This window comes from Streptomyces sp. NPDC090045 (assembly GCF_044747975.1).
GTDB lineage: Bacteria > Actinomycetota > Actinomycetes > Streptomycetales > Streptomycetaceae > Streptomyces.
Window position 1 is genome coordinate 25,529 of record NZ_JBIVFA010000030.1, and the last position, 14,795, is coordinate 40,323.

Annotated in this window: 16 protein-coding genes and 3 pseudogenes; 9 read left to right on the forward strand and 10 right to left on the reverse strand. The window is 69.1% G+C overall.

Annotated elements, in window-relative coordinates:
- Window positions 1-55: 55 nt before the first annotated feature.
- The gene (locus ACIPYQ_RS40465; protein WP_401259632.1) at window positions 56-1,633 is read left to right on the forward strand and encodes a carboxylesterase/lipase family protein; all 1,578 of its coding nucleotides are present in this window, start codon (window positions 56-58) and stop codon (window positions 1,631-1,633) included.
- 12 nt (window positions 1,634-1,645) lie between these two features.
- Here ACIPYQ_RS40465 and ACIPYQ_RS40470 read toward each other — a convergent pair whose 3' ends face one another.
- Window positions 1,646-2,584: a M56 family metallopeptidase gene (locus tag ACIPYQ_RS40470; protein ID WP_401259634.1), complete on the reverse strand. Its 939-nt coding sequence runs from the start codon at window positions 2,582-2,584 to the stop codon at window positions 1,646-1,648.
- Between the two features lie 4 nt (window positions 2,585-2,588).
- Window positions 2,589-2,999 (reverse strand): BlaI/MecI/CopY family transcriptional regulator, encoded by a 411-nt coding sequence (locus ACIPYQ_RS40475; RefSeq protein WP_401259636.1) that lies wholly within the window; start codon window positions 2,997-2,999, stop codon window positions 2,589-2,591.
- A 176-nt stretch (window positions 3,000-3,175) separates the two neighbouring features.
- Between ACIPYQ_RS40475 and ACIPYQ_RS40480 the strand changes: the two genes are divergently transcribed.
- From ACIPYQ_RS40480 to ACIPYQ_RS40490, 3 genes and pseudogenes are all read left to right on the forward strand, one after another.
- On the forward strand, window positions 3,176-3,745 hold the full coding sequence (locus ACIPYQ_RS40480) for a TerD family protein (protein WP_401259638.1): 570 nt from the start codon (window positions 3,176-3,178) through the stop codon (window positions 3,743-3,745).
- Window positions 3,746-3,920: 175 nt separating this feature from the next.
- A pseudogene (locus ACIPYQ_RS40485) lies at window positions 3,921-4,172 on the forward strand (amino acid permease); the annotation flags it as partial.
- A gap of 232 nt (window positions 4,173-4,404) precedes the next feature.
- On the forward strand, window positions 4,405-5,268 hold the full coding sequence (locus ACIPYQ_RS40490) for a hypothetical protein (RefSeq protein WP_401259640.1): 864 nt from the start codon (window positions 4,405-4,407) through the stop codon (window positions 5,266-5,268).
- Window positions 5,269-5,372: 104 nt separating this feature from the next.
- Here the strand turns inward: ACIPYQ_RS40490 and ACIPYQ_RS40495 are convergent, their stop codons facing one another.
- The 4 genes from ACIPYQ_RS40495 to ACIPYQ_RS40510 form a co-directional block, all read right to left on the reverse strand.
- Window positions 5,373-6,080, reverse strand: coding sequence for a hypothetical protein (locus ACIPYQ_RS40495; protein WP_401259641.1), 708 nt, complete (start codon window positions 6,078-6,080; stop codon window positions 5,373-5,375).
- Between the two features lie 1,042 nt (window positions 6,081-7,122).
- Window positions 7,123-7,362 carry a hypothetical protein gene (locus tag ACIPYQ_RS40500; protein ID WP_401259643.1) on the reverse strand — a complete coding sequence of 80 codons (240 nt, stop codon included), beginning with the start codon at window positions 7,360-7,362 and terminating at the stop codon, window positions 7,123-7,125.
- A gap of 587 nt (window positions 7,363-7,949) precedes the next feature.
- On the reverse strand, window positions 7,950-8,162 hold the full coding sequence (locus ACIPYQ_RS40505; RefSeq protein ID WP_401259655.1) for a helix-turn-helix domain-containing protein: 213 nt from the start codon (window positions 8,160-8,162) through the stop codon (window positions 7,950-7,952).
- Window positions 8,163-8,916: 754 nt separating this feature from the next.
- Complete coding sequence (locus ACIPYQ_RS40510; RefSeq protein ID WP_401259645.1) at window positions 8,917-9,327, reverse strand: hypothetical protein; 411 nt, start codon at window positions 9,325-9,327, stop codon at window positions 8,917-8,919.
- Window positions 9,328-9,681: 354 nt separating this feature from the next.
- On the opposite strand from ACIPYQ_RS40510, the gene ACIPYQ_RS40515 reads away from it, so the two are divergent.
- The gene (locus ACIPYQ_RS40515; protein WP_401259647.1) at window positions 9,682-9,993 is read left to right on the forward strand and encodes a hypothetical protein; all 312 of its coding nucleotides are present in this window, start codon (window positions 9,682-9,684) and stop codon (window positions 9,991-9,993) included.
- On the opposite strand, the gene ACIPYQ_RS40520 is transcribed toward ACIPYQ_RS40515, so the two are convergent.
- A complete protein-coding gene (locus tag ACIPYQ_RS40520) occupies window positions 9,978-10,325 on the reverse strand; it encodes a hypothetical protein (protein WP_401259648.1) in 348 nt (115 codons plus the stop codon). The genes ACIPYQ_RS40515 and ACIPYQ_RS40520 overlap by 16 nt on opposite strands.
- Before the next feature lie 183 nt (window positions 10,326-10,508).
- Here ACIPYQ_RS40520 and ACIPYQ_RS40525 point away from each other — a divergent pair.
- From ACIPYQ_RS40525 to ACIPYQ_RS40540, 4 genes and pseudogenes are all read left to right on the forward strand, one after another.
- Window positions 10,509-10,697 (forward strand): annotated as a pseudogene (locus ACIPYQ_RS40525) (transposase); the annotation flags it as partial.
- 24 nt (window positions 10,698-10,721) lie between these two features.
- On the forward strand, window positions 10,722-11,126 hold the full coding sequence (locus ACIPYQ_RS40530; RefSeq protein ID WP_401259650.1) for a hypothetical protein: 405 nt from the start codon (window positions 10,722-10,724) through the stop codon (window positions 11,124-11,126).
- 257 nt (window positions 11,127-11,383) lie between these two features.
- A complete protein-coding gene (locus ACIPYQ_RS40535) occupies window positions 11,384-11,728 on the forward strand; it encodes a hypothetical protein (RefSeq protein ID WP_401259656.1) in 345 nt (114 codons plus the stop codon).
- Window positions 11,725-13,647: a caspase family protein gene (locus ACIPYQ_RS40540; protein ID WP_401259651.1), complete on the forward strand. Its 1,923-nt coding sequence runs from the start codon at window positions 11,725-11,727 to the stop codon at window positions 13,645-13,647. The genes ACIPYQ_RS40535 and ACIPYQ_RS40540 overlap by 4 nt, the downstream gene beginning before the upstream one ends.
- A 51-nt stretch (window positions 13,648-13,698) precedes the next feature.
- Here the strand turns inward: ACIPYQ_RS40540 and ACIPYQ_RS40545 are convergent.
- From ACIPYQ_RS40545 to ACIPYQ_RS40555, 3 genes and pseudogenes are all read right to left on the reverse strand, one after another.
- A pseudogene (locus ACIPYQ_RS40545) lies at window positions 13,699-14,001 on the reverse strand (ribonuclease BN); the annotation flags it as partial.
- The gene (locus ACIPYQ_RS40550) at window positions 13,994-14,425 is read right to left on the reverse strand and encodes a hypothetical protein (protein WP_401259653.1); all 432 of its coding nucleotides are present in this window, start codon (window positions 14,423-14,425) and stop codon (window positions 13,994-13,996) included. The pseudogene ACIPYQ_RS40545 and the gene ACIPYQ_RS40550, both read right to left, overlap by 8 nt.
- Before the next feature lie 137 nt (window positions 14,426-14,562).
- A partial coding sequence (locus ACIPYQ_RS40555) for a hypothetical protein (RefSeq protein WP_401259654.1) occupies window positions 14,563-14,795 on the reverse strand: 233 nt, incomplete at its 5' end.

Consider the following 14,795-nt stretch of genomic DNA (forward strand, 5'->3'; position numbering starts at 1 on the left):
GAGCCGGTGGCTGCCCGGCTGATCGCTGGACCGCCGAATTCATACGGTTGTCTACATGTTGAAGCGGACAGCTCCCTCAGCCATCGCCCTCGCACTCACCGCTAGCATCGCGGGCACCCTCACCACGGCGGCGGCCGCAACCTCCGTTGCGGCCGACCGTGGTGACGCCTCATCGGTACGGACCGACAAGGGCCTCGTGCGCGGCACGCTGACCGACAGCGTGAGGACGTTCCAGGGCATCCCCTACGCCGCCCCGCCCACCGGTGACAGGCGCTGGGCGCCCCCGGCACCCGCCAAACGGTGGAGCGGTGTCCGGAACGCCACCGAGCCGGGCTCCGCCTGCCCCCAGGCAGGTACCCTCCCGCCGCTCGGACCCAAGTCCGACAACGAGAACTGCCTCTTCCTCAACGTGACCACCCCGCGTAGCGCCACCGCCAAGCCGCGCCCCGTGATGGTGTACCTGCACGGAGGCGACCACACGGACGGTACCGGCGCCATGCACGGCGCCCGGCGGCTGGCCGCTCAGGGTGATGTAGTCGTCGTGACGGTCAACTACCGGCTCGGCGCCCTCGGCTATCTCGCCCACCCCGACCTGGAAGGGCGACGCGGTGAGTCCGGCAACTACGGCTTCCTCGACCAGCAGGCGGCCCTGCGCTGGGTGCAGCGCAACGCCACCGCCTTCGGCGGCGACCCGGACAAGGTGACGCTCTTCGGCGAGTCCGCCGGCGGCTACAGCACGTGCGCCCACCTCGTCGCCCCCTCCTCCGCCGGCCTCTTCGACCGGGTCATCCAGCAAAGTGCCCCCTGTACGAACGCCGCCATGGGCCAGCGCAGCCGCGCGGACGCCCTGGCCGACGGTCAGAAGGCCGCCACCGAGATCACCGACTGGCGTACGGCCACAGCCGAGAACCTGGTGAAGCCCTTCGGCGAGGGCCCTCAGTACGGGCCGGTCTACGGCGGCAAGGTGCTGCCCCGCACCCCGCAGGAGGCGTTCGCCTCCGGGCGGGTCAACAAGGTTCCGGTCCTCCAGGGCATCAACCGCCACGAGGAGCGGGCCAGGGTCTACGGCCTGGAGCTGAGCAAGAGGGCCACCGACCCGGAGGCGCGCATCGAGGAGGCCGACTACCGGTTCCACCTGGAGCGGGAGTTCGGCTCGGAGTCGGCGGCCGTCATCGCTGCCCACTACCCCTTCAGCGACCACGGCAACTCACCGGCCCTGGCTCTCGCAGCGGCCCTGACCGACGCCAACTGGGCCCGGCACACCGTCGAGACCGGCCGCGCGCTGTCCGTCCACGTGCCCACGTACACCTACGAATTCGCCGCGACCGACGTGCCCTGGTACTCGGACCCGAACTTTCCCAAGCCCGGCTTCGAGGCGGGGGCCGGCCACACCTTCGAGCTTCCCTACCTCTTCGAGCTCGACGCCTTCGACTCACTCACTCCCGCACAGCAGGACCTGTCCAACAGGATGATCCGCATCTGGACGGACTTCGCCCGCACCGGCAAGGCGGACTGGAAGCCCGGCACCCCGGCGGCCCTGAACGCCCAGTCGCTCGGCTCGGGGCCGGACAGCATCCGCCCGGTGGACTTCGCCAAGGAGCACCAGTACGACTTCTGGAAGTCCCTGCGCTGACCACGACCCCGCTTACAGCGGAGTGGCCGCCTCCAGGATGAAGAACAGCGTGACGGCCGAGTTCGTCGAGGACACCGCCGAGATGGCGGTACCGGCCGCGGCTCCCCAGGCGGCCAGGCCGGTGGCGGTGCATGCGGGCGGCCACAGGCGCGCGGCCGGGGCCGGCCCGAGCAGGGCGGCGACCCGGCGGGGGACCGGGCCGATGGCAGCGGCGAAGCCGGCGAGTGTCACGACCGGGGCACCGCGGGAGATCAGCGCGGCCTTGCCCACCGCCCGCGCGACGGTGCGCCGACTGCCGACGTGGGCAGCCGCCTCCTCGTCCGCCCAGCGCTCGGCGGTGTACGTCACGGCGGTCCGCAGTGGCCGCAGGAACGGGTTCGCCCGCGCGGCCAGCTGTACGGCCAGCAGGAACCGGTGGTGCCGTCCGGCGAGGTGGGCGCGTTCGTGGGCGAACAGGGCCCGGCGCTCGGGTGCGCTGAGCGCCCCCAGCATTCCGGTCGTGGCCACGATCCTGCCGGTCCCCCGCCTGCCAGGCAGGGCGTACGCGTACGGGGCTTCGTCGGGCAGGACGACCACGGGCGTGTCGGGCAGCCCCTTCAGCGCCTGCTCAGCGCGGAGACACACCCGGTGGTGCTGCCAGGCCGCCCTCGCGCACGAGGTGATCACGGCGATCAGCGCGGGGATGGCGACCTCGCCGGCGACCTCGTCGTACGGCACCGCCTCGCGCACCTCGGGATCCGACCAGCCGTCCGGCAGCGGGTTGCCCGGCAGCTGCGCGGTACCGACCACGACCAGCAGCGCGAGACACAGCGTGCTGCACACGGCGAGCACGGCGGCGACCGCGGTCAGCAGCCAGGTGGCGGCGCGGGGGTGGAGGTGGTGCTCGGCGAGGCGGGCGATGGGCCAGGCGGTCAAGGGCAGGACGAGCGGCAGGAAGACGAAGACCCCCATTGCGTCAGCGTTCCCCTTCTCCCTCTTCCGTCGTCTGCGCCAGCAGGTCCCGCAGCACTCTCTCGTCGCCGGGCGACAGGGTGGTGACGAAGCTGGCCAGCACGGCCTCCCGGTCCGACTCGGCGTCCAGCACCTTGCGCATGCGCAGCGCGGCGAGACCGGCCTCGTCCGCGACCGGAGTCCACTCGAAGGACCGGCCCGCCCGCTTGCGGCTGACAGCGCCCTTGGCGTGCAGCCGGGTCAGGATGGTCATCACCGTGGTGTACGCGAGCCCGCTCCCCAGGTGCTCCTGGACCCAGCCCGCGTTGGCCGGCCCCGGAGCCCGGTGCAGCGCGGCCAGCACCTGGGCCTCCAGCTCGCCCTGTCCCCGGCGCCGGGAGGGCTCGTCGGCGCTGCTGTCGATCTGGTCCGTCATGCCGTCAACCTCCCGTGGCCCGGCCCCGTCTACCTCCACGGGGCGGTTCATCGTACTGATGGGTGTCCGCGGCAGCGCAGGGCCGCGCCCTCGCGACCGGCCCCAACTTCTACATTAATGTAGTTTTCGGTTTCTGCTACTCGGCTACCCGGCTTCGGCCACGAGAGGGATGCGACATGGGTGTGAGCCTGTCCAAGGGCGGCAATGTCTCGCTGAGCAAGGAGGCGCCGGGCCTGACCGCAGTACTGGTCGGCCTGGGCTGGGACGTCCGCACGACCACCGGAACCGACTACGACCTCGACGCCAGCGCCCTGCTGGTCGGGGAGTCCGGCAAGGTGCCCTCCAGCGGGCACTTCGTCTTCTACAACAACCTGAAGAGCCCCGACGGCTCCGTCGAGCACACCGGCGACAACCTCACCGGTGAGGGCGAGGGCGACGACGAGGTCGTCAAGGTCGACCTGGCCACCGTCCCCGCGGACATCCAGAAGATCGTGTTCCCCGTCTCCATCCACGACGCGGACGCCCGCGGCCACAGCTTCGGCCAGGTCCGCAACGCCTTCATCCGCGTCGTCAACCAGGCCGACGGCGCCGAACTCGCCCGCTACGACCTCTCCGAGGACGCCGCCACCGAGACCGCGATGATCTTCGGCGAGCTCTACCGCAGCGGCGCCGAGTGGAAGTTCCGCGCAGTCGGCCAGGGCTACGCCTCCGGCCTGTCCGGGATCGTCGCCGACTTCGGCGTCTGATCGGACGGGTGAGACCGGGCGGGCCGGCAGTCCGAGCCGGCCCGCCGTGGGCATTGCCATCCCCATCAGTGACCTGACTGGCCCCCGCCTCAAGCGGGACCGGATCCTCGTCTCGTCACCTTGTTCCTATGCGGTGCGCCGGTACGTCTGCCGGAGTGTGGCTGGGGAGCGAGTGATGGGTGCGGCGCCGGGGTCTGCGGGCACAGGCGCGTTGAAGCGGCACCTGGGTGTGTTCGACGCCGTGGTGATCGGCCTGGGCTCGATGATCGGGGCGGGGATCTTCGCGGCGCTGGCTCCGGCGGCCGGTGCGTCCGGGCCGGGGCTGCTGCTCGGCCTGGCGGTGGCAGCGGTGGTGGCGTACTGCAACGCGATGTCCTCGGCGCGCCTGGCCGCCTGCTACCCCGCCTCCGGAAGTACCTACGTCTACCGGACTCCGCCCGCTATCCCTAACCGAGCGTCACTCTGATTATAGAGAGCTACTTGCCGCTTTGCCGTAGCTTCGCGAGAACAGGACTGTGTGTGCCGATCGGCTAGCGCTATTGCGCGTTCGTCCACGAACACACGTCGGATCCGGCACTGAGGCGAGACACCGCAACCCAAGCGGCGGGCAAAGGCACCCTGCGCGGACGCTCGTCGCAGCGAGAAGACAGAATCGGGGCATGCCTGAGACCTTCATCGACATGGGAACTGTCACTGCGCCGTCCGGTGTGCTGGTGCTCGGCATGGCTGGGTGGATCGACCACTGGCCGGAGCTGGGTCAGTCCCTGTCCGAGCGAGCCAGGGCGGCAGCGATGTCGGGAGGAAGCCATCTTCGTGAGTGGTTGTGCGAGGCGGTGGCGGTTCCGGCGGCCGGCGACCGGCCGTTGAGGGTGAGGGCGAGTACCTCGCCGTCCCCGTTCGATGGTGAGCCGACGATTGCGATGTTGGAGATCGGTCTTGGACTTCGGTGGCCTGAGACGGCGGCCCGGTCGGTGCCGGTCCGGCTCGGGGACCTGCCCGTCGACCGGTGCGGCATGGCCATCGGCGATGCTGTGGGACTGGACGCGTGGACAGGAATCGGCGACGAGACGGCCGACGGACTCGCTGACGTCTTCTACTGGGGCCTGTACGAGGACGACGCGTACGCACAGTTCGGCGGTGAGCGTATCGCCCAGTACGGTGCCGACGGGCCACACGGCTGGCTCGACCTCCCATTGGCCGAGGCGGGCGCGCGCGAGGCCGAACTCACCGCCTGGCGCGACCGCTTCCACGGCAAGGGCCTCATGGTCTCGGTCGAACACCACACTGACTACCACCGCTTCCGGCGGGCCGGGTGGCACCATCTGCTCCGCGCCGGTGCGATCGAGGTCGGAGGCTGCCGTGTGCTCGGTATCGAATGGCACCCGGGTGACCACTCGGTCAGGCACCACGGCGAGCGGGACGCCGGACAGGTCTATCCGGTCACGCTCGAATCCGACGAAGCGGGCGAGATGGTGATGCGATGGACCATCCCGCCCCACGCCTTCGAAGACGAAGATGAGTGACCCGCTGGGTGCGGGCCCTTCGCTCACCCTCCCCGTACCTGAACGAGACGAAAGCCGCGCCCGGTGGACATCATCGGGCGGGGTGGGCGGTTCGTCGGTGAAGGTCAGCCGAGCTTGTTGAACTGGACGTCCAGGACGTCCAGCGCCAGCTCGGGCTTCAGGCCCACCGTGTAGGAGGTGGCGAGGGTGTTGCCCTTGCGGACGACGACCAGCTGGGTGTCGAGATCGTCGCTGGACAGGGTGAGGGTCACTGTGTCGTCAACGCCCGTGACCGCGGGCCCGGGGGCGACCTTGGTGATCTTCTCCTCCGCCTGGGGGACGGTGTAGCCGCCGGCGCAGGCGGTGCCCGCGGTCTTCACGGAGGCGAGGGCCTCCTCGGCACCCTTGCCGTCGTAGGAGGTAAGGGTGAGGGCGGTGAGGCCCAAGCTGGCCACACCGGCGCTCTCCGGCGTGCTGACCTTGGTGCGCGCGGCACCCGTCGGCGTACCGACGGTGCCCAGGGACTGCGCCTGGGCGAGGACCTTGCACTCGGGCTTGTCGCTGGTGACCGTGGAGGCGGCGGCGATCTCCGCCGCGGTGACCTCCTTGAACATGCGGTCGCGCACGTCGGCCTGGGTGACGATCAGCTTGGCGAGCTCGGCGTCGGTCTTGCCCTTTGCCTCAGGCGCTGCGGCGGGGGCCGATGACGATCCGGCGGCCCTCGGTTCGGCCTTCTTGTCGGCCGGCTTGTCCGAGCTGCACGCGGCGGCCAGCAGCACCAGCGACACGGCGGACGCGGTCATGACGGAGCGACGGACGATGGTGTTACGCACGGTGGAAATCCCCCTGAAAATGGCAGTGTCGCGGCAGAATCTACCTGCCGGTAGCCGTAAACGATCAAGAGCGGCGGCGTCAGGCACCCATCGTGATCCAGGCGAAACCCGTATGACACCCGTCCGTACCTCCCGTGCGTAGCACGCGTACCCATGCCGGTTCCGGCCCGGGCGCTGCTCCCGTGGCGACGACGGGGCAGCACCCGGGTCGGTCCCGGCCGACCGGCAAGTCTTTGACATCGCTCTGCCCCTGAACCAGAGGTAGCACCTACCCGCGGCATGCGGTTCCCGTGACGGCTCCGCTTCACACTCACCCCTACGGCCTTCGTGCCGCGCCTGCTCGGTGCTGCGAGCGCCGACGCCGTGAGTTCCCCGGACGGCCCCGGTTCGCTAGCCGGGAAGCAGGGCGGGGGTGCGGGGTGTAGGGGCGACATAGGGACCCGGGCGGCAGCCTGTTCAGGGGCGGGCCTTCCTGTGAAGCAGGGGGAAGCAGCGATACCGGGCTCGCCGCTGGCAGCGCCGGAGCTCGGACATGGCGTGGCCCCATGCGGGAGCACCCGGGGCCACGCTCAGCCGGCCCGCGCCTCGGGAGTGCTGAAGGGCCCACCACGCCATCGACGCCCACGGCGAAGTCGGCGGCTCGCCGGACAGCGGACGGACTGTGCCAAACCGGCACGACATTCACGGACCGACGACCGTGGGCGGTACCTGTGGCGTGCCGCGTCATTGAAGGGCCGGGATGCACACCGCTCCGGGCCCTTCGGGTGCCCGGAGCGGTCCCGGGTCCTGATGCCTGGCGCGTTCCGCCCCCTTCAGGGTGGTGGAGACGAAGAGATCCCGTCCGCCGAGCCCGAAGAATGAAGACACCCGTGCGTCTCTGCAAGCAGGTACGAGTCACGACCCAGAGCCTGCTGGACCCGGGGTGTGGGGTGTTTGTGACGGATCCGGGCGGCAGCCCACGGGGCGGGTGAGCCCGTCATCCAAACGCTTGCCAGCGCCGACCCCACCCCCGAACCCGTTCGGGGCCGGCAAGGCCGCCTGCCTACTGCCGCCTGGCTTCATCCTCCAGGCGGTCCAACTGCGCCTTGGACGACTCCTTGCTGCGCACCAGCTTCCACGTCTCCCTCACGCACTCCCAGAACGCAGCCACGCCGCCAACTACGAAGAGCAGCCGGAAGGGAAGCCACCAGCCTTCCTCGGCCACCCCCACACCGCACAGGCCCACGCCCACGAACAGCGGCCCCACGATCTTGCGCAGCCACAGCTCGAACCCGTCCAGCAACTTCCCACCCCTACCTGAACCGAGCACAACCCCGGACGGGGTGACGCCAGGTCCATGATCCGGCATCCGGCATGACCGTCGGCCCATCGGGGCGGAGTCGGATCGGATCAGGCGGCTGGACCAGCCAGCCACGGCGGGGTTGCCCGGTTCCGGAGGCGAGGAAATGGCAGAGGGCCACGATGGCGTCAACAGCCGCCTGCGCACCTGAACTGCCCAGCATGGCGTGACCGCCGTCCCGGTCGGACGTTGGAAGTGGCGGCACGTGCCCTCGGCCCCCACCGTCCGGGACCGGACCCGTGCAACGGCCCCTGCCACCCCGCCCGGCGGCAGGGGCCCTCGTCGCCCGCAGGCTGGTCGGTCCTGGTTCACCGCGGTGTGTACAGCCGCTCACGCAGGTAGAACAGGGTGGCGATCGCCGTCTCACGCCCGCGCTCCGTTGGGGTCGAGGCAACGCGGACAGCGCCGCGGGGCGGCCGAACGACGGCGCCGTCTGCTCCTGGAACTGCTGGCCGACGTCGGCCCCCCATCCAGCCGGTGCACCGTCCACCAGCACCCTTCAGCGAAGGTGACGAGGCCAGGCCCGGTCCCTACTGTCCATCTCGTGGCTTCGGGGAGGAGGCGAGTGCTTCCGCCTGCTCCCGAAGGAGTGCGTGAACGGCACCTTCGGGGACACGGAACGAGCGGCCAACCCTGATTGCCGGCAGGTGGCCGTTGTGCACGAGGCGGTGGACGGTCATCTTCGAGATGCGCATTACCGAAGCAACTTCGGCCACGGTGAGGAACACCACACCCTCGAGCAGTTCCTGCGCCTTGCCCGAACGGGCGGACGAAGACCGGCGGGTAGGCGGTTGATCCGGGGGCTGCTCATCGGAGACATCAGCATCGGCAAGTACGGAACGTGGGTTACGGCGCTGAGATGAGCGGACGAGCTGGGACCGGCCCAAGACGCTCTCCAGAGTTTCCCGGAGCGCGATCAGTTCTGCCAGATACTGCGCGTACAGCGGGTCGGACGGGTCAAGGCGATTGAGGTCCGTAGTCCGGAGAAGTTCGAGGACCAGCCGTACTCGGCCCCTGGTCGTCTCTTCGTCCGAACCGACTACTCGGGCCGTCACCATGTGTGTCGCGGGTTCCACGTCTACCAACTGGTGCCTGAGCTGACGTACTGCGTGGTCAAGGCGCTGGTCCAGCTCGGAGTCCAGCTCCGGGGCTGCGGTCGCGGTCGGCTGGTCGACCGGATCCTGCGCATGGTGCTCCCGAAGGCCGTGATCTTCGGGCTGAACGGGGTCCGTCTCGCTCTGGTGGTCGGGCTGTGCCGGCACCCGGGTGTGTGTCCGCCGAAGCTGGGTCGCTTCCTTGTCACGCCGGACACGCATCGCGTCCCGGCCTGGCGAGTCGTCGTGCAGCGGCTCGTAGGCCAGAGCGTGGCGCAGCCAGGAGAAGAAGGACCGAGGCTCTGCTTCCGGGGCCCTGCCGTCCTCGGCTTGACAGAACTGACCCTTTGCGAACGGCGGAGCCGTTCGGGCGATGTTCCCTAGAACCTGGGACGCGAAGGAGTCAGAGCGCACCGATCTGCCCTCCCTGAGTCGTGGTCATCTCCGGAGCCGCCGCCTGATGAGCGGAAGTACCGGGCGCCGGCACAGGCGCGACAGGCTCTACAGGTGGGGCGGTAACCGCCTGATGGGTCAGACCTTGCTTCGCCAGCTGCTGCAGGATCTTGGGAGCGGCGATCCCTATGGTGAGGGCCGCGAGGGGGCCGGCCACCTGCCCTGACGCGGCGAAGGCCGCGGTCAGCCCCATCCCCACACCCAGCCTGATGATCACGGCGACCGCATACGGTGCGAACGCCGGCTCACCCTTCTTCTTCCAAGGCCAGCCGTCGGTGGTGTGGATCGCGGTGTAGAGGTCCAGGCCCTCGATGAGCGCCGCGCCCAGCAGCCCCCAAAGACACCCCTCTAAGACCGTCATCAGCGGCTCCCCTCAGCTGAGTTGGCGTCCGCGAGACGCTGTCGGAGGAGGACAGCATCTCAGCCGAAGTCGTTCCTCCACAGAGCCTCGCAGAAAGCCGTCGTCTACCGAGCCGTCCCCTCTGGGCTGAAGTGCCTTGAGGCGCGCCGTGTAGGCGAGGGTGATCTCCAAGGACTCGTCCGGGTCGGCCGTGTTGAGCCGGTCCAGACGGCAGCGAACCGGCCGAAGCGGCACCTCCACGCCGAACGCCAGACCCTCGCGATCGCCGTTGTCGGCTGGCGGATCAGCCGCCGCAACCGGCGGGCGGGGCGCACGCTGACGGCCCTCGACGCCCTCGGCTCCCAGCTGCGCGCGGTGAACTCCGAGCTGGTGCTCGTCGAGGAACAGAGTGCGGCCGCCACCATCCCCGATGTGGGCACGCTGCGGACGGTGTGGGCCGGACTCACGTGCGTACCAGTGCCGCGGCTCGAGCGGCTTCCCGAGGCGGTCGGGGCCGCCGCGGACACTGTCCACGTCTACCTTGGCACGGTCGGCGCCGGGGCCTCGGCCGGCGGCGCGGGGCCACTGACCGCCGAGCAGGCGCGGGCGCAGGCGCGCGCTCTGCAGAGCGCGCTGCGCGCCGTCACGGCAGCGCAAGCCCTCACCGACAGCTACCGCGCGGGTTGACGGTCGACCGGACGCGCCCCGAGGGCCTGGAAGGGATCCCCTTCCAGGCCCTCGGGCGTGCCCCGCCGCACCCCGGCAGTCCTGGCCGGGCGCGCCCCGCCCCCGCAGGTGCCGGCCAAGGGGTGCTTGGTGTCGACGGTGTGGGTGCCGAGGTAGGCGTACAGGGGGCCGCCGACGCGAGCGACGAGTTCGCTGCTGGCCAGCTGAGGCACTCGCAGCAGGTTCGGTGTGATGTCTCGGCCCACCTCGGCGGCGGCCTTGAGGATTTCCCGCCAGGTGGTGGTGGGCAGGTACCAGCCGTTCTTCGCCGCTTTGGGTGGCGGGGAGTTCAACGTCTAGATGCAGGCCGGGGCGCCGATACTGGGGGCCGAGCTACGGCTGGCTGCGTGTGCAGACGAGGCGCGGTGCCGGCGGTGTGGAGCTGGGGCTGCCGGTGGCTTTGGCCCTGCGAGAGTTCGAAGGTGATGTCCGCCCCTCGCCGCCCCTTGGACAGCACAGCCTGGTCGAGCCGATGGCACTGCATCGCCCGCAGAGGCATCGAATCCTCCACACGGCTGGGCCGGCAGCGCTGGACGATCGAGCACACGATGTCCTGGCTGGGCGGCTGCCGCCTGCACCGACGCTACGAACGCCAGGCCGAGCACTTCCTGGCCTTCACCGGGGTCGCAGTTGCCCTCATCTGCCACCGCAGGCCGGCGACCTGACGGGCAGCGCCCGCAGGTGGGACGATGCACAGCGTGATCCGATGGATGCACCACACCCCGCGCTGGACGGTCATATCGGTCTGCGTCATCGCAGCCGTCCTGCTCTTCGTCGGCGCTTCTGCGCACGTCACCGACCTCCTCAGCCACGGTCTGCACCCGTACGACTGGGCACCGGGGTGGCTCAACCTCTACTGGTCGTCGCTGGCGCTGTTCGACGCGCTCGCCACCGTGTTCCTGATCACGGGTAAGCGCCGAGGAATCGACCTCGCCTGCGCCATCATGGCGACCGACCTCGCCGCCGGCTGGTACGCGGCCTACGGGATTCAGGACAGCAGCCTCGCCGATCAGCCTGGCCTTCAACGACTGACCGTCTTCGCCGCACTCGTCCTGGGAACGGCACCGTTCATCCGACGACGCCTCACCAATTGAGATGACGTCTAAAGATCAATCTCTCCGATAGCCGCGGTTCGATCGATCGCGACCCAGGTCACCGCCGGTCACCGGGCCCTCATGATCGATCTGCATGGTGTCGCGCGCATGGATGCCCTGGCCTCGGGACCCTTTTTGACGAGCGATCACGCGGGATCGGGCCTACTCGCCGATCCATCGGCGTACGATCAGCGGCATTGTTGTAGAAAGGTTTTGACGACAAGTAGGACCACTCGGGGGTGGCGGTGCGGATCAGGGTGCTGGCCGACGGTGACGAACTCGGCCTCAAGAGCTTGACATCGTGGTTGCGCAAGGACTCAGGGACCGCACACCTGCATGTGGATCCGGTTGGACCCGAAAATGCTTCGACGATGAGTGTGCTAGATGCCGTCGACATCGTCCTGAGCAATGCAATCGCCATCACGAACTTCGCGGTCGCTTACGCCACCTGGCGGGAGGCCAAGGCGCACCGTCCCGGCACCGGTGCGGGAACCCTGGTCCATGGTGGGACCCCGGTGGACATCAGTCATCTGTCGGCCGACGAACTGGCCGTTCTGCTGACCCGACTGCGCAGTGGGGAGCATGAGGGCGACGCGGAGTGACGACCGAAGAGGGGCGTTCCTCACGAGCGGTTCTGTTCGGAGTTCATGAGTTTCGCCACTTTGGGGATCTGACCGGCGTCCAGCACAGTCTGGTCGCTCTCAGGGATATGCTTACCGACCAGGACGTCTGCGCCCTGCCAGACGAGTCCTGCGAGACGGTTCCTGCGGATGCCCCTCCGGGCCAGTTTCTCGATGCCCTCGAAGATGCCGCCGAAGCGGCCGAGCATTTGCTGGTCGTCTACTACGCAGGGCACGGGCATCACGGATCGGACGGCAGCCTTCTCCTCGCGACTCGGGCCTCGAGTGTGCAGCGTTCTTACCACTCGGTGAGATACGAGACCGTGCGCGAGATCGTTGCCGGCTCCCGCGCGCTGCACAAGGTGGTGATCATCGACTGCTGTTGGAGCGGGCTTGTTCACATGGATGCCGAGAGCGCCGGTGTCACGGCTTTCGCCGTTCCCGGAACGTGTGTCCTGACTTCCGCCGCTGCCACGGAGAAGTCGCTGTGCGAACCTGAGGGAAGCGTCTTCACGCTCGCCTTGACCACGCTGCTTGGCGAAGGCCTCAGCGGTCCGCTTTCGGACGGAGCCCTGGCAGAGCATTTGCCCCGGCTGGCGATGGATCATATCTACGACGCCTTGTGCGCTCGCCTGGCAGGACGTGAGGTCGCCGGTCAGAAGGTACCGCAGCCGCGCATGAGTGCGCTCGACGCCGGCCACCGCATCTCGATCGCTCGCAACCGTGCCTATGCGGGCGAGCCTGTTCAACTCGAGACTCTTCACGCCGAATACGAGCGCCTGGCCGCTCGGCGCAACAGGCAGGGTGTTCGGGCGGTTTCCCCTCCTTCGCGGCCGTCCCCTGGACACGGAGCCCAGTGCCCCTACTGCCTTCGTTACACGGCCTTCGACGAGAGCCGACTACTTCAGCCCGACGAAAAGGGCCTCCGCTGGATACCCGTCCTCTTGGACGAAGCGATGCATCCGGCGCTCCGGCACAGCATCCTGCAGAGGTCGTTTCACGAGTGTCCACTCGTCGAACACGAAGGATACGAGATGCTGCCAGCCCCCTACTTTCTGCATGACGAGCCCCTGACCATCGCCCTGATCGGTTCCTCCGCATCGGGTAGGACGACCCTCCTTGCGGCGATGGTCTCCCAGATTGAAGACGGACTGCTCGAGCCGCTGGGGCTGAGATGTCTGCCGCTCTCGCCCCCCAGGCACAAGGGCTATACGGAGGGGTTTCTACGGCCGTACCGTGAGGGCCGGATGCTGCCCATGACGGGCCCGTCCTACCGGCCCGGCTCCGTCGCAGGGTTGCTTGTGACGGGAGGGGGACGAACCCGGCCCGTGATCTTCTTCGACGTCGACTGCGGCACCCTGGAGTCGATACCGTCGCCGGATACGGACTTCCTGATCGGGTCGACCGCCTTCATCTTCGTGCTGGACCCGATCTACGCATTTCGAGGCGCGGCGCTCGAGCGGGAGCGCCGCCCCTACAGCCTCAAGCGCTCGCCGCGCGGCGACCCCTTCTTCAACCGCGTGATCGGCGCGTTGCCGTGGCAGAGCGGCCATGCCGAGGCCCATGCCACCGTGGCCGTGACCAAGAGTGATCTCCTCTCGACCGATCCGACCGTGCGGCGCTGGCTGTCCACTGGGCTCGAGCTCAACAGCGGAGAGCCGGGCGAGGAATCACGCGACGCCTACGCCTACGCGCGCCATCACGGCGGAGTCAACTGGGTGAAACCCTTCCACCACTTCTCGCGCTGCACCCTCCACTTTGTGTCGGCAACCGGAGGGTCGCCCTCCCCGGGTGGCGACTACAAGTCCCGGCCCACGCCGCAGCGGGTTCTTGCCCCCCTGCTGTCGATTTTCTCCGCGGCCGGGCTGCTGGACACCGAGGACGGTCGGTCGGACCCGTAGGTTCTGCAGGTTGTCCAACACCTGCTTGGTCACCGGCTCCCCGGCGATGCCCAGCAGCGACATCAGGACCAGCAGGGCCGGGAAGAGGGACAGCACCCCGTAGTACGTCAGCCCCGCGGGCCGGTCGGTCAGCTCGTCCTCCTTGGACTCCTTCAGCGTGCCGCGCAACACGGCCATCCACGAACGTTTCGGCATGTCGGAGAGCTGATCCGGAGCCCGCTCGTCGAGCTCCTCATCAGGACCCGCCCTGCCGCGCCCGCCGACGCCGGCAGTGGGCTCGCGATCGTCACCATGCTCGGGTTTCGGTGTGCGTGTCATACCCGGCGGCTGTCCAATCACCCCCGCCTTATGCATCGACCGCGAGGCCCGGGCCTGAGCGGTTTGCGTGGAGTCCGGAGAGCAGACGCCAATACGACCAGTCGGCCTCCTCGCCCCGCTGCTGTGCCTCGCGCAGCTGGCGGGCGTACCGCGCCGCGCTCTCCCGCCGCTCCGCCGCCTCCTCGCCGGCTTCCCGCTGGGAGTCGCTCAGCTTCTGTCGCAGGCTCGGAGGCAGCACGGCGCCGTGCTGGTCCAGGTCCAGCTCGCCGAGTGGTACGGCCTGCCGTTCCAGGTCGTCGAGCGCGCACGGCGGATAGTGCAGACCGAACACCGCCGGGTCCTTCACCTCCCACCACCGGTGCGTCTTCTGGTGCGCCCGGCCGAAGGCGGTCCATGCCGTGCCCGTTGACGGGACGTAGAACCACACCGGCAGACCCTCGGACAGGACGACGTGGGGCAAGTGGACACCGGGCCGCCAGAGCCAGACGTCGACGATGCCCTGCTGGCGATGGTCACCGTGCCTCGACGAACTGGAAGCGGCCCACCGGAACCCTCGCGACGGAGGACAGCTCCGGTGGGCCACTTGGAGTGAGTCGGTTACCGGCCCGCGATGAAGGAGGCGGGGCCGCCGACCTTGTGCCAGGTGGTGCCGTTGCCGGACCACTTGAAGACTGCGTCGCTGTTGGGTGACAGGCCGTAGATTGCGTCTGCGGCGACGGCGAACTGGTGGCCGGCTCCGCCGATCTTGGCCCAGTTGTTGGGGCCGTTCATTTTGTAGAGGTCGCCGTTGGTGGGGTTGGTGGCGAAGAGGCCTGCTCCGCCGGCGAAGA

What these genes read in the sequence shown, in the direction of transcription:
- ACIPYQ_RS40530 (WP_401259650.1), top strand. Translation starts at nt 10,722, where the DNA reads ATGCACAGCGTGATCCGATGGATGCACCACACCCCGCGCTGGACGGTC.
- ACIPYQ_RS40470 (WP_401259634.1), bottom strand. Translation starts at nt 2,584, where the DNA reads ATGGGGGTCTTCGTCTTCCTGCCGCTCGTCCTGCCCTTGACCGCCTGG.
- ACIPYQ_RS40475 (WP_401259636.1), bottom strand. Translation starts at nt 2,999, where the DNA reads ATGACGGACCAGATCGACAGCAGCGCCGACGAGCCCTCCCGGCGCCGG.
- ACIPYQ_RS40465 (WP_401259632.1), top strand. Translation starts at nt 56, where the DNA reads ATGTTGAAGCGGACAGCTCCCTCAGCCATCGCCCTCGCACTCACCGCT.
- ACIPYQ_RS40490 (WP_401259640.1), top strand. Translation starts at nt 4,405, where the DNA reads ATGCCTGAGACCTTCATCGACATGGGAACTGTCACTGCGCCGTCCGGT.
- ACIPYQ_RS40480 (WP_401259638.1), top strand. Translation starts at nt 3,176, where the DNA reads ATGGGTGTGAGCCTGTCCAAGGGCGGCAATGTCTCGCTGAGCAAGGAG.
- ACIPYQ_RS40510 (WP_401259645.1), bottom strand. Translation starts at nt 9,327, where the DNA reads ATGACGGTCTTAGAGGGGTGTCTTTGGGGGCTGCTGGGCGCGGCGCTC.